The sequence below is a fragment of the Alistipes sp. genome (assembly GCF_048465575.1).
GTDB lineage: Bacteria > Bacteroidota > Bacteroidia > Bacteroidales > Rikenellaceae > Alistipes.
In genome coordinates this window covers 99,329-112,784 of sequence record NZ_DBFWLG010000040.1, presented here as the reverse complement: position 1 = coordinate 112,784, position 13,456 = coordinate 99,329, and the positions used below count along the sequence as shown (strand labels likewise).

Genomic DNA, 13,456 nt, shown 5'->3' with positions numbered 1-13,456 from the left:
ATTCCGATTAGATCGATATTGTACTACAATTTTTTCACCCGCGCCAGTTCGATGCGTGAGCGGGTCGTGCGCAGGATACGCAGTTGCAGGCCCCCGACGAAGAGGGTCTCGCCGGCCGAGGGGATACCCTGGTAATGGAAGATGATGAAGCCGGCCAGCGTGTCGTACTCGCGGCTCTCCTCGATGCCCAGGTCGTACTTTTCGTTCAGGTACTTGACCTCCAGGCGGCACGAGAGAACGTACTCGCCCGCCCCGACCTGTTTTTCCGTCAGGTCCGGGACGTCGTGCTCGTCCTCGATCTCGCCGAATATCTGCTCCAGCACGTCTTCGAGCGAGATGACGCCCGCCGTGCCGCCGAATTCGTCGATCACCACGGCGATGTTCGAACGGTGGCGGATGAAATTCTGCAACACGAGTTGCAGGGGCATGGTTTCGGGGACGAAATTGACGGCCATCATCACCTCCTCGACCCGCCGGGGCGCCGTGAAGAGGCTCTTGGAGTTGACGTAACCGATGATGTTGTCGATGTTGTTGCGCCAGACGAAGATGCGCGAGTATTTCGTATCGACGAAGCGGGCGGTGAGCTGCTCGATGGAGGTGTCCTCGATGTCGACCGCTTCGATGTCGACGCGGGGAATCATGCAGTCCCTCACGCGCAGGTCGGCGAAATCCAGCGCGTTCTGGAAGAGTTTGAATTCGTTGTCCGGCTCGGGGCGCTGCTCGGAGTTGTTCGTGTCGAGCAGCGCGGCCAGGTCGTCGTGGCCGAAACGCGGCGGAATGGCCTCGGTGTGCACGCGGCGGCCCAAAAGACGCAGGATACCCTGCGAAAGGAGCGTCGTGAGCCGCGCGACGGGATAGAGCACAAGGTAGAAAAAGTAGATGACCGGCGCCAGGGCACGGTAGTAGAAATTGGGGTTGTTGCGGAAGACGGATTTGGGCAGGAACTCGGCCGCGAAGATGATGATGACGGTCGAAACGGCCGTTTCGACGGCCACCGAGCCGTCGCGGGCGGCACCCTCCCACCCCGCGGCGCTGAACAGGCCGCGCAGCAGCATCGACATGCAGAGCGAGTAGATGACCAGCGCGATGTTGTTGCCCACGAGGATCGTCGTAATATACTGTCCCGGATGGCGGGCGAAGATGTCGGCGATGTAGTCGAACAGGCGGCTCTGCTTGCGGTCGATCTCCAGTTTGAGGCGGTTCTTGCTCGTGAAAGCGATCTCCATGCCCGAGAAGAAAGCGGACAGCAGCAGCATGACCAGAATCAGGATGACGGAGGTAACCATATCAGCGGCTTGTTCGTGTCGTGTCGGAGAGGACGGCCTGCGGCCCCGGGGCGGCGGTCCGGGCGTCGGAGGCGGCGGCCTGCGGGCTACCCGGCTGCAAAGAGGCGGAGGCGGCCTGCGGCTCCGAGACGGCGGTCCGGGCGTCGGCCTGCGACGGGGCCTCGACGGTTTTCAAAGGCGCAGATTGCAGTCGGAGCGGCACAGTCCGTTCGGTTCGATCGGGCAGGGCGCGGAGGGTCCCGGCCGAACGGACCGTCTGCGACGCGCTTTGGTCGGGACGGGCAGCCCGGCGCGCGGGCCGGGGAGGCGGCACGGGGCGCGCATCCGCAGCTGCGGGGGTATCGGACGGCACGGATGAGGCGCCGGAGCGCTCACGAGAAGAGGCAGTGGAGCGCTCCCGGGGTGAGTCGGCGGCCGTGGAATCGGTCTGGTCGGTGGGCGTCACCTCGACCTCCATGCGCCCTTTCATCCGGCGGAAGCGCCAGTCCTTGAACTCCTCGTCGGACTCGAAACCCTCGCCGATGAAGACGTCGCGGCCCCCGGTCTGCACGATCTTCGAATCGACGTTCGAATAGATCTTCTTGGTCTTGGCGTTCCAGAACAACTGCTGGGTGTAGAGGGTCTTGCCGTCGGACTTGACCACCACCACGTCGCCGCGCGCCTCCCACAGGTCGCGCTTCTCGTAGTAGATGGCGTAGTTGGCCGTCAGCACGGCGTCGACCGTAGAGAGGGAGTCGTCCTGGTAGGTGGTGATCTTGACCCCCTTGCGGAATTCGCGGTAGGGTTCGCGGGCCAGCGAATAGCCTTCGACGAGCGGCGTGACGAAATGGTACGAGCGGCGGCCGTTCTGCGACATGACGATCGAGAGGTTCTCGCTGTACTCGGTCATCATCGTCTCCTCGGCCGCCGCGGAATCGCCCTTCCGTGTCTGCTCGCAGGAGAATAGCAAGATAGCACTCCCCGCAAGGGAGAGTGCTACCAGGGCATATCGTAATGCGCGTCGAGTCATACGTCGCCGTAAAGCCGCTTAGCGTGCGCGGACGGTGGTTGCAACACCCGCAGCGGTGCCGCAGTTGACCGTATAGCGTGCGCCCTCCTGCAACTCGTTGAAGAAACACTCCTCGGAGGAGGGGAAGCGGCTGCGGTAGGCCGCAAGATAGGTCTTGGCGGCGGGCAGGTAGTCGGTGTCGTCCTGCAACAGCTCGACAGCCTTGGCCATCGTGTCGTAAGCAGCCCAGAAGGTGGCCTGACCGTTGAATCCGCCGCAGTTGGCAGCCGAAGCGGCGTAGCACTGGGCCAGGATGAAATAGGGAACGCCATCCTCGGGATTCAGATCGCGGGCCTGACGCGCAGCGGCCGCGGCACCCTGCATGTTGTTGGACACCAGCTCGACCAGTCCGATGCGCACGAGCAACTTCTGGCGCTCGGCGGGGTCCTGCTCGACAGCCAGCGACTCATTGAGGTACTTGGTGGCCTTGGCGTAATCGCCCTTGTTCTGGAAAGCCTGGGCCAGGAACATGGCCGTCTCGGACGAAGGTTTGACCTGATAGTACTTTTCGGCCAGCGAGAAATAGTAGTCGCCGTCACACTTGGCGCGCGACATGAGCGAAACAGCCTGCGAGAGGAGGGCCTCATCGTCGGGAGCGGCTTCCATCTTGGCGCGGAAGAGTTTTTCGAGGTTCTCGCAGCTGGCCGCACCGCTCAGACCGAAGGCCGCATCGAACTGGTTTTTGTACTCGGCGGCTTCGGGATTGTTCGCAAAGTAGGGCGTAAGCCGGTCGTACTCGGCGATGATCTCGTCGGGCATCACCTCGTCGGTATTCTTGTAGTCGTCGCAGAGGTTGCCGAAATAGAGTACGATGGTCTCCGGATCGGGATTCTCGCCGGCTGCTTCGATCGCCTCGCGGAATGCCTGGCGGATGCCGGCACGGTCGTTGGGCTTGAAGGTCACAAACTCACGTGCCTTGCGATCGAGAATGTAGGCGCGGCCGCGCTTGGGGTGGTCGCCGAAATACTCGGCCCGCAGGTCGTAGGTCAAGAGCAGCGAGTCGATCATCTGGTTCTTCTCGGCCAGGCTCTTGGCGCGGTTGATCTTATTCTTGTAGACTACGGCACCGCGCACGTAGATATTCTCCGAGGCCGTGGGACAATTCTTGACCAGCTCCTGGAAATAGTGCGCGGCCTGGTTGTACTCGCGGTTGTCGCACGACTCCTTCAGAAAATTGCTGTTCAGAATGTTCTGTTCCCGCGCTTCGGGCGTATCGCCCCATTTGGCATACTGCGGGGAGCTGAAATCGGTTTGAGCCGTCGCGGCAACTGCGAAAAGCGCGCACGCCGCGGTCAGCAGGAATTTAACGTTTTTCATCGGTCAGATTAATTTTTGTTGTTATGTCAGTTCAGTTATCGTTCTAATCGTATTTGGGCCGCAGGAACCAGTACTCGCCGTTCTCGTCGCCCGCAAAGAGCGTGAAGCCGACGGCGAACTTGAAATACTGCTGCCGCACCAGCCCGATGCGTTCGGCCACGTTATAGCCGCGGCGTCCGTATTCGAAGCCCACGTCGATGCCCGAGATCGAGAGGAACTTCACGGGAACGCCCACGCCCACCGTGACGGCATACTGCGACAGCCGATGGCCGTTGTAGGTCTGGTTGTAGTCGCCGTAGCGGAAGCCCGCGCGGTAGGACCAGCGCTTGAGGAAGCGGCGCACGTCGTAGCGGGCAGGGGTATACTCCACGCCGAACTTGACGGTGCTCGTATTGGCATAGGCCACCTCGAAGGAGGTTTGGTCGGGACCGCTCACGCCGGTCGATTCGGTGCGACTGTTGCTGCCACCCCAGTTCTGGTAGGTGTAATCCAGCCCGATGGACCACTTGGCCGTCTGGTAGAATACACCCGCCGTAAGCTGACGCGGCAATACCAGTGCCATATGCGTCGTGTCTCCCTTGACCACCGTATTGTAGAGGTCGCCCACGTAGATGCGCTTGGTGACGCGCGGACTCAGATCGCCGCCGAAATCGAACGCCGCGCCGAAGGTCAGGGCGCGTTTCTTGTCCAGGATGGCGTTCCACTGGACGCCCACCTGCCCCTTGAAGGAGGAGATGCTGTAATTGTCCTGCCCGACGGACGAGGTGAACGTGCCGTCGCCCGTGATGGACTGCGGGGTCATGACGAACGAACGGTCGATGTCGCCCCAGTAATACTGTGCGGCCAGGCCGACCGAGAAATTCTTGAAAATCTCCCAGCCCATGCCGACCTTGACCTCCGTCACGTCGCCCTCGCCCTGGTACTGGTACTGGATGCGCCCCACGTTGCCCCAGACGGGATCGGTGGCCGAAAAGGGGTGGTCGTACTTGACGCGATAGCCTACCGAACTGTACGGGGTGAGGCTGAAGCCCAGGCCCAATTTCTTGGCGATGGGAAACTGGAAGGCGATGTCGTGGAAATTGAACGTATTGTAAGCCGTGCGCTTGGAGATGCCCTCGGCGGTCTGCGCGTTGTAGTAGTTCTGCCCCTCCAGGCCGAAATTGAAGAGAAAGCTCTTCGGCGCCGCAGCACTGTAAGCCGCGGGGTTCATCAGGTTGATCGTACCGGACGAACGCATGGCCACGCCGACACCGCCCATCGACCGCATCGGCAGCGTTCCGGGCGTATTCAGCTCGCCGATGCCGTACATGGTATAGGGGGAGAAGGCGTTGATACTGCTTGTCTGGGCCGCAACGGCGCATGGAAGCATCGCGGCTGCCGCGACAACCAGTTTAATTATGGGGTTCTTCACTTGCATTATACTCTAAAATTCGATCCAGTCCCGTAAATACCAGATTACAATTTGCAAATATCGTGTTTTTAATTCTTTTCACAAAGCATTTCGCGTCCCCACCGGTAAAAATTACCTGCAAATCGTCGATTTTTTCCCGCATCCGGGCTATATGGCCCTCGATCTCGAAAGTCAGGGAGTGCATCACCCCGCGCGAGATGGCCTCCTCGGTCGTGCGCCCCAGCAGCTCCTCGTCCGCCGTAGCGCAGCAGAGCGGCAGACGGGCCGTATAGTCGTGCAGCGACCGGAAGCGGGTGTGCATCCCCGGGGAGATCACCCCGCCGCGGAACGTGTTGTCGGCAGTCACCAGGTCGATCGTAAGCGCTGTGCCGAAATCGACGATCAGCACGTTGCGCCCCGGATAGAGCGTCGCCGCACCGACGGCGGCGGCCAGACGGTCGCGGCCCAGCGTTTCGGGCGTGAGGTAGTCGTTTGCGATGGGCACGGGCGTCTGGGAGGTGAACTCCAGGCAGCGTTCGACCCGCGGGCCGAGCAGCTCCAGCACCTCGTCCGCCTCGCCGCGCGTGGAGGCCACGATGGCCTGCCGGACAGGATAGGCGTCGAGCAACTCGCCGAGCAGCGCCGGATGCAGCCGCTCGGCGCTGCGCTGGGCGACCAGGCGGCCTCGGTCGAAAACAGCCAGTTTGAGGAGGGTGTTTCCGATGTCAACGATTAAATTCACAACTGCTGCAACGTTTTGTAAGCGTCTTCGATGTCTTTGACATTTCTAACGGTCATTCCCAGCCGATTATTGTGCTGCTTGAGAACGAACCGGTCGGGACGCTGCGTCACGCGGCGCAGCAGCTCCATGAACGTTTCGCTCTTGTAGTAGGGCGAATCCTCCTCGCCCACGAAATGGACGATCATCAGCCCGTTCTTGACTTTCACGCGCTCCATGCCCAGGCGGATGGCTTCCCAACGGAGGCGCACCACGTTCAGGAGCTCCGTCGCGGCGCGCGGCAGGGGCCCGAAACGGTCCGCCAGGCGGCTCTCGAACGCCTGCAAAGCCTCTTCGTCCTGAATGGAATCCAGCTCGCGGTAGAGTTTGAGGCGCTCGGCCTGCTGGGCCACGTAGCTGTCCGGAAGACCCGCTTCGACCTCGATGTCGATGAGTGCGTCGTCGATGTAGCGCATCCGGCCCACCACCTGCTCCTCGTCGGCGCTGAGCCCCGCGACGTGCAGCCCCTCGGCCCGCAACTCGGCCACCGCTTCGTTCATGATCTTCTGGTAGGTTTCGAAGCCGATGTCGGCGATGAAGCCGCTCTGCTCGGCACCTAACAGGTTGCCCGCACCGCGGATGTCCAAATCCTGCATGGCGATGTTGAAGCCCGACCCGAGGTCGGAGAACTCCTCGATGGCCCGCAGGCGCCGCCGCGCATCGGACGAGAGCAGCTCGTCGGGCGGCGAGAGCAGGTAGCAATAGGCCTTGCGGTCGGAGCGTCCCACGCGGCCGCGCAGCTGGTGCAGGTCGCTCAGGCCGAAATGCTGGGCGTCGTTGACGATGATCGTATTGGCGTTGGGGATGTCGATGCCGTTCTCGACGATGGTCGTCGAGAGCAGCACGTCGAACTCCCCGTAGATGAAATTCATGATCAGCTTCTCCAACTGCTCGGCGGGCATGCGCCCGTGCCCCACGCCCACACGGGCCTTGGGACAGAGCCTCGTGATGAGCCCCTGGAGCGTCAGAAGGTCGTCGACGCGGTTGTGGACGAAATAGACCTGGCCGCCGCGCGCCAGTTCGGCCTCGATTGCGTCGCGGACGATCTCCTCGGAGAAAGCGTGCGACTCGGTGTGGATGGGCTGGCGGTTGGGCGGGGGCGTCGAGATGACCGACAGGTCGCGCGACCCCATCAGCGAGAACTGCAACGTGCGCGGAATGGGGGTCGCGGTGAGGGTCAGGGTGTCGACCGCCACGCTCATCTGCGTGAGTTTCTCCTTGGCCGCGACGCCGAATTTCTGCTCTTCGTCGATGACCAGCAGCCCCAGATCGCGGAAGACGATCTGCCGGCCCAGCATCTTGTGCGTGCCGATCAGGATGTCGATCTTGCCGGCAGCCAGCTCCTCGCGGATACGGGCCACCTCCTTGGACGATTTGGTGCGGTTGAGGTATTCGACCCGCACGGGAAAGTCGCGCAGGCGCTCCGAGAACGAACGGTAGTGCTGCAACGCCAGGATGGTCGTGGGGACCAGCACGGCGACCTGCTTGCCGTCGACGGCCGCCTTGAACGCCGCACGGATGGCCACCTCGGTCTTGCCGAATCCCACGTCGCCGCAGATGAGGCGGTCCATCGGCTGGTCGGACTCCATGTCTTTCTTGACGGCCGCGGTGGCCGCCTGCTGATCGGGCGTGTCCTCCCACTGGAACGAGGCTTCCAGCTCGTGTTGCAGGTAGCTGTCGGGCGAAAAGGCGAAGCCCTTGGAGGCCTTGCGCCGGGCATAGAGGGCGATCAGCTCGCGCGAGATGTCCTTGACGGCTTTCTTGGCGGCGTTCTTGAGCTTCTGCCAGGCGCCGCTGCCCAGCTTGTAGACCCTCGGCGGCTCGCCGTCGCCGGCCTTGTAGCGGGCGATGCGGTGGAGCGAGTGGACGTTGACGAACAGCACGTCGCCGTCCTTGTAAACCAGTTTGATGGCTTCGTGCTGCTTGCCGTTCTCGTCGATCTTGACCAGCCCGTCGAAGCGGCCGACGCCGTGGTCGATGTGGACGACGTAGTCGCCCGGGCGCAGCTGGTTCAGCTCGGCCACGGTCAGCTGCTCGTCGCGCCGGATTTCGCCGTTGATGCGGTAGCGCTGGTAACGGTCGAAAATCTGGTGGTCGGTGTAGAGGCAGAGCTTCAGGTCGTTGTCGACGAACCCCTCGTGCAGGGTCGTCGAGATCGCCCGGACGACGGCCTGCCCGCGGCCGATCTGGTGGAAGATGTTCTCCAGCCGCTCGACCTGCGCCTTGTTCTCCGAGAGGATGAATGTCTCGTAACCGCGCAGCGCGTTGCGGATCATGTCGTCCGCAAGCAGCTCGAAATTCTTGTTGAAGCGGGGCTGCGGCGCCGTGGAGAACCGGACCGAGGCCGTTGCGGGGCGCTCGGGGAGGTTGTCGCGCAGCACGAAAAGCCGGTTGTCCGCAAGGTCGGCCAAAAGGCCGTTGCGCGAGGTGAGCAGCGTGTCGATCCGCTCGGGCTCCTCCATATCCTGAAGCGTCCGGCGGCGCACGTCGTTGACCCGGCGCAGCACGAAATCGGGGTCGTAGAACCACCAGGCGGCCTCGCTGTCGGCGAATTGCGCCAGCGAAACCCTTGCGCCCGCGGTCTGACCCGAGAGGTCGGGCTGGATCTCCACCCGTTCCAACTTGTCGGCCGAGAGCTGGCTGGAGATGTTGAAACGGCGGATCGAGTCGACCTCGTCGCCGAAGAAATCGAGCCGGTAGGGTTTGCTCTCGGAGTAGGAGAAGACGTCCACGATACCGCCGCGGACCGAGTACTGGCCGGGTTCGTAGACGAAATCCACGCGCCGGAACGCGGCTTCCGTCAGGGCGTCGACCAGCACCTCGATCGAGATGCGGTCGCCCACCCCGACCGCGATCGTGCCCCGCTCGATGGCCTCGGCGTCGGCGACCCGCTCGGCCAGCGCTTCGGGCCAGGTGCAGAGGACCAGGTAGCCCTTGCCCGCGAAACCGCGCAAGGCATTGAGGGCTGCGGTACGCTGCACCACGCCCTGCGCATCCTCGGTGCCCGAGGCCACCGTACGCTTCCACGACGTGGGAAAGAAATAGACACGGCTTTCGTCCAGGAGGTTGTAAAAGTCGTTCAGGAGGTAGGCCGCGGCGTCGCGGTCCTCGGCCACGAAGAGGTGTACGCCGCCCGTGCGGGCCACGGCCGCGGCGGCATAAAACGAAAGCGCCCCGCCGACCAGCTCTTTCAGATGGACGGTTGCGCTTCGGTTCTTGTATTCGCGGCACAGTTTCGGGAGGGCTTTCGCGCCTGCGGCGAACTGCGCCAGCTGCTCACGGGCGGTCATCGACAATTCAAAATTAAGAATTAAAAATTAAAAATCATCTTCATGCCACCGCTACTCGATAAAATCGATTTTCGATTTCAGGCGAGCTGCGCCGGATTTTGATTGTCGTGGAGCAGATTTCGTGTTTCGTGCGACGGACGAGACAGGAGCATACTCAGGTATGCGTCTGTCCCGGACGACAAGGGAAGCACGAAAGGTGCCCGCGAGAATCGAAATCACTTGTTGATTAAGTCCGTGTCTTTCTTGTCGTGGTAATGCACCTCGACGATGCCGACGCTCTGGTCCTCGGCGATCTCCAGACGCACTTTGTATTTCCACTCCCAGCGGCGGCGCAACGACCAGAGGCCCTTTTTGAGGTAGGCGGCCACGTAGGGGCTGACCACGAGCTTGATGAACTTTTGGCCCCGGTCCTCGGTGAGGAACGAAATCTGGTTCTCGATCTTCTTGTCGAGCAGAACCGTGGGTTCGATCTTGCCCGAGCCGTTGCAGGTGGGGCAGACGTCGGAGACGTTCTCCACGGCCACGGGGCGCACACGCTGGCGTGTGATCTGCATCAGCCCGAATTTCGTGAGCGGCAGCACCGTATGCTTGGCCTTGTCGGTGGCCATCAGGCGGACCATCTCGTCGAACAGGGCCTGTTTGTTCTGGGCCTTGTGCAGGTCGATGAAATCGATGATGACGATGCCGCCCAGGTCCCGCAGGCGCAACTGGCGGGCGATCTCCTTGGCCGCCGCGAGGTTGACGTCCATCGCCGTCTGCTCCTGGTTGTCCTCGGCCTTGGTGCGGTTGCCCGAGTTGACGTCGATGACGTTCATGGCCTCGGTGCGCTCGATGATGAGATAAGCGCCCCGGCGCAGCGACACGTACTTGGCGAAGAGCGACTTGATCTGCTTCGAGATGTCGAAGTTGTCGAAGATCGGTACGTTGCCGCGGTAGAGCTTGACGATCTTCTCCTTTTCGGGGTCGATCTCGCGGATGTAGTTGCGGATCTCCTTGTACATGGCCTCGTCGTCCACGGCGATCTGCGAAAAGGAACCGTTCAGCGAGTCGCGGATGATCGTATTGGCGCGGTTCATCTCGCTCATCAACTGGGCCGGGGCCGTACTCTTCTTGATCGCCGCACAGGTCTTGCGCCAGCGGTCGATCTGGGTCTGGATATCGTGTTCGATGTCCTCGTCCCTGGCTTCCATGGCCGCGGTACGGATGATGACGCCGAAATTCTTGGGCAGCACGGCGGCGGCAATGCGGCGCAGGCGCTTCTTCTCGTCCGTCGAGCGAATCTTCTGCGAGAGAAAGACCTTGGACGAGAACGGAACCAGCACCACGTTGCGGCCCGCGAGCGAGATGTCGGCCGTCAGGCGCGGCCCCTTGGTCGAAATGGCCTCCTTGGCGACTTGTACCATGATGGACTGCCCGACCTGGAGGTACGAGGCGATCTTGCCCGATTTCTCGACGGGAGGTTCGAGTTTCATCCCCTCGACGCGCATGCCCCGCTTGCCGGGCTGCTGCGAATCGACCAACTTCTGCAACGAGGGGAACTGGGTCCCTAGGTCGAGGTAGTGGATGAAAGCGTCCTTTTCGTGTCCTATGTTGACGAATGCCGCATTCAGACCAGGCATGATCTTGCGTACCTTGCCCAGGTAGATGTCTCCTACGGCGAAACCCGTCTGGCTCTGCTCCTTGTTGAGCTCGACCAGGACCTTGTCCTCGCACAGGGCGATGGAGATTTCGGTCGGGTTGACGTTGACGATTAATTCTCTGTTCATTTATCGTGTGCGCGCTCCGACGGAGCGGCGAATGGCTGAAATTAGTATCGGTGCGCCTTTTGCGATGAAGTGGCGGATAACTCCAATGGGAAGACCGGACACGCGCACGGCGGGCGTTCGGGTCGGGTAAAATGCGGCAGGAGCCGCGCAAGTTCAAAAACAGGTAAAGCTAAAAGAGCCCCGGGCCCCTTTAGCTTTATCTATCGTTAGCACGAAGGTGCTACCCTACTTTTTCTTGTGGCGATTCTTGCGAAGACGTTTCTTGCGCTTGTGGGTAGCCATCTTGTGACGCTTATGCTTCTTTCCGTTTGGCATAGTCCTTTGATTTTAGAGGTTCTTGATTTATTCGTTGAGTTATTTTACTTTCGCTGCGAAGCTCTTGGCGGGCTTGAAAGCAGGAATGTTGTGTTCGGGGATGGTAATGGTCGTGTTCTTGGAAATGTTGCGGGCAACTTTCTGAGCACGCTTCTTCACGATGAAACTGCCGAAGCCGCGCAGGTACACGTTGTTGTTATTGGTCAGCGACGTCTTGATGCTATCCATGAAAGCTTCGACGATGGCCTGCACCTGCACTTTCTCAACGCCGGTGCTCTTAGCGATTTCGCTTACGATATCTGCCTTTGTCATAATTATTAGTTTTTAAAATATTAAGTTCCCTGCAAAACATTCGGACTGCAAATATACGCTTTATTTGTATTTCCGCCAATAAACCCGGAAATTTTTTCACGTTTTTTAATCCGCGTCCTACTTTCCACTACCACAACACGATAACAAATATCGGGCAAAACCGAACCAAAAATCAAAATATTCTGTGTCAGTGGGTTAATTAATTACCTTCCGAGCCGCCTTAAATTCTAACAACAAATTGAAAGACACTATGTTATGAGAAAAATTAAATTTTTCGCAACGCCGGTCCCGCCAGCGCTCTTCCGCGCAGCAGCCGGCGAAATAACCCGATGCAGCCAATAAACCGCGGGGTTTTTGCGTTTGATCTAAAAATCGCTAATTTTGCAAACCAATTCAAGCAGTATGGTCAAAATACTCTGGGTAGACGACGAGGTCGAACTCCTCAAGCCCCACGTGCTTTTTCTTCAGCAGAAAGGCTACGAGGTCGAGACGTGCAACAACGGTTACGATGCCATCGACATGGCTTCGGAGGAGGCCTACGACCTGATAATCCTCGATGAGATGATGCCCGGCATGACGGGGCTCGAAACCCTCCCCAAGATCAAGGAGGTGCGGCCCACCACGCCCGTGATCATGGTCACCAAGAGCGAGGAGGAGAACATCATGGACAAGGCCGTCGGTTCGAAGATCGCCGACTACCTGATCAAGCCCGTCAACCCCAACCAGGTGCTGCTCTCGATCAAGAAGAACGTCCACTCGCAGCAGCTCGTCACGGAGCAGACCACGGCCGACTACCGCTCGGAGTTCGGCCGCATCACCCAGTCGCTGCAAATGGCCGACACGTTCGCCGACTGGTGCTCGCTCTACCGCCGTCTGACGGGCTGGGAGATCGAGCTGGACTCCTCGACCGACAAGAGCATCAAGGAGGTGCTCGCCTACCAGAAGAGCGAGGCCAACCAGGAGTTCTCGAAATTCGTGCGCCGCAACTACTACGACTGGATCAACAAGCGTGCGGACGACACGCCCGTCATGTCGCACACGCTCATGCGCAACCGCATCTTCCCGGTGGCCGACGAGAACCGGAAGACCACGCTGCTCTTGATCGACAATTTCCGCTACGACCAGTGGCGCTCCATCTCGTCCCTGCTGCGGGGCTGGTACGACGTGGCGCAGGACGATTTCTACTGCGCCATCCTCCCCACGGCCACCCAGTATGCGCGCAACGCCGTATTCGCGGGGCTGATGCCGCTGGCCATCGACCGTCTGATGCCGCAGAAATGGCTCAACGACAACGAGGAGGGCGGCAAGAACCAGTACGAGGAGGAGTTCCTGCGGCGGCTGATGACCCAGAACGGCAAGCAGTGGAAATTCTCGTTCGACAAGCTGGTGCGGCCCGAACAGGGACGGCGCCTGGTGGACAACATCCAAAAGGTCTACGATGCCGATTTTTCGGTTATCATCTACAATTTCCTGGACATTCTCTCCCACGCGCGCACCGAGACCGACATCATCCGCGAGCTGACCGAAGACGAGGCGGCATTCCGCTCGCTGACGCGCTCGTGGTTCGAACATTCGGACCTCTATACCATCCTCAAGATGCTCTCCGAGAGGGGGCATACGGTGGTCATCACCTCGGACCACGGCACCATCCGCGTGGACAACCCGGTGAAAGTGACCGGCGACCGCGAAACCTCGGCCAACCTGCGCTACAAGACGGGGCGCAACCTGGCGTACAACTCGCGCGAGGTCTACGAGGTGCTCCGCCCGGAGGACATCCAGCTGCCGTCGAGCAACCTCACGTCGAGCTACATCTTCGCCTACAACACCGACTTTCTGGTCTACAACAACGACGCCAACCGCCACATCCGCTACTACCGCAACACGTTCCAGCACGGCGGAATATCGATGGAGGAGATGATCGTACCGTACATCGTTCTGAAACCGAAACAATAAC

The 13,456-nt window shown here is 60.5% G+C and carries 8 protein-coding genes and 1 pseudogene; 1 reads left to right on the top strand and 8 read right to left on the bottom strand.

Features of this window, described 5'->3' with window-relative positions; all coding sequences use genetic code 11:
- Positions 1–23: 23 nt before the first annotated feature.
- The 8 genes and pseudogenes from ACMQ11_RS10705 to ACMQ11_RS10670 all read right to left on the bottom strand — a co-directional run bounded on the left by ACMQ11_RS10705 (position 24) and on the right by ACMQ11_RS10670 (position 11,502).
- Positions 24–1,286 (bottom strand): hemolysin family protein, encoded by a 1,263-nt coding sequence (locus tag ACMQ11_RS10705; RefSeq protein WP_418992766.1) that lies wholly within the window; start codon positions 1,284–1,286, stop codon positions 24–26.
- 442 nt (positions 1,287–1,728) lie between these two features.
- A pseudogene (lptC, locus tag ACMQ11_RS10700) lies at positions 1,729–2,295 on the bottom strand (LPS export ABC transporter periplasmic protein LptC); the annotation flags it as partial.
- Positions 2,296–2,313: 18 nt separating this feature from the next.
- Complete coding sequence (locus ACMQ11_RS10695) at positions 2,314–3,651, bottom strand: tetratricopeptide repeat protein (RefSeq protein ID WP_418992765.1); 1,338 nt, start codon at positions 3,649–3,651, stop codon at positions 2,314–2,316.
- 43 nt (positions 3,652–3,694) lie between these two features.
- On the bottom strand, positions 3,695–5,068 hold the full coding sequence (locus ACMQ11_RS10690; protein ID WP_418992764.1) for an OmpP1/FadL family transporter: 1,374 nt from the start codon (positions 5,066–5,068) through the stop codon (positions 3,695–3,697).
- On the bottom strand, positions 5,043–5,783 hold the full coding sequence (locus ACMQ11_RS10685; protein WP_418992763.1) for a type III pantothenate kinase: 741 nt from the start codon (positions 5,781–5,783) through the stop codon (positions 5,043–5,045). Before ACMQ11_RS10685 ends, ACMQ11_RS10690 begins: the two co-directional genes overlap by 26 nt.
- On the bottom strand, positions 5,780–9,109 hold the full coding sequence (gene mfd, locus ACMQ11_RS10680) for a transcription-repair coupling factor (RefSeq protein ID WP_418992762.1): 3,330 nt from the start codon (positions 9,107–9,109) through the stop codon (positions 5,780–5,782). Before mfd ends, ACMQ11_RS10685 begins: the two co-directional genes overlap by 4 nt.
- A 215-nt stretch (positions 9,110–9,324) precedes the next feature.
- On the bottom strand, positions 9,325–10,875 hold the full coding sequence (locus tag ACMQ11_RS10675) for an Rne/Rng family ribonuclease (RefSeq protein WP_418992761.1): 1,551 nt from the start codon (positions 10,873–10,875) through the stop codon (positions 9,325–9,327).
- A gap of 354 nt (positions 10,876–11,229) precedes the next feature.
- The gene (locus ACMQ11_RS10670; protein WP_418992760.1) at positions 11,230–11,502 is read right to left on the bottom strand and encodes an HU family DNA-binding protein; all 273 of its coding nucleotides are present in this window, start codon (positions 11,500–11,502) and stop codon (positions 11,230–11,232) included.
- A gap of 402 nt (positions 11,503–11,904) precedes the next feature.
- Between ACMQ11_RS10670 and ACMQ11_RS10665 the strand changes: the two genes are divergently transcribed.
- Positions 11,905–13,455, top strand: a complete 1,551-nt coding sequence (locus ACMQ11_RS10665; RefSeq protein WP_418992759.1) for a response regulator — start codon at positions 11,905–11,907, stop codon at positions 13,453–13,455.
- Position 13,456: the final 1 nt, after the last annotated feature.

Coding starts and splice junctions, on each gene's coding strand:
- ACMQ11_RS10705 (WP_418992766.1), bottom strand. CDS start 1,286: ATGGTTACCTCCGTCATCCTGATTCTGGTCATGCTGCTGCTGTCCGCT.
- ACMQ11_RS10695 (WP_418992765.1), bottom strand. CDS start 3,651: ATGAAAAACGTTAAATTCCTGCTGACCGCGGCGTGCGCGCTTTTCGCA.
- ACMQ11_RS10690 (WP_418992764.1), bottom strand. CDS start 5,068: ATGCAAGTGAAGAACCCCATAATTAAACTGGTTGTCGCGGCAGCCGCG.
- mfd (WP_418992762.1), bottom strand. CDS start 9,109: ATGACCGCCCGTGAGCAGCTGGCGCAGTTCGCCGCAGGCGCGAAAGCC.
- ACMQ11_RS10675 (WP_418992761.1), bottom strand. CDS start 10,875: ATGAACAGAGAATTAATCGTCAACGTCAACCCGACCGAAATCTCCATC.
- ACMQ11_RS10670 (WP_418992760.1), bottom strand. CDS start 11,502: ATGACAAAGGCAGATATCGTAAGCGAAATCGCTAAGAGCACCGGCGTT.
- ACMQ11_RS10665 (WP_418992759.1), top strand. CDS start 11,905: ATGGTCAAAATACTCTGGGTAGACGACGAGGTCGAACTCCTCAAGCCC.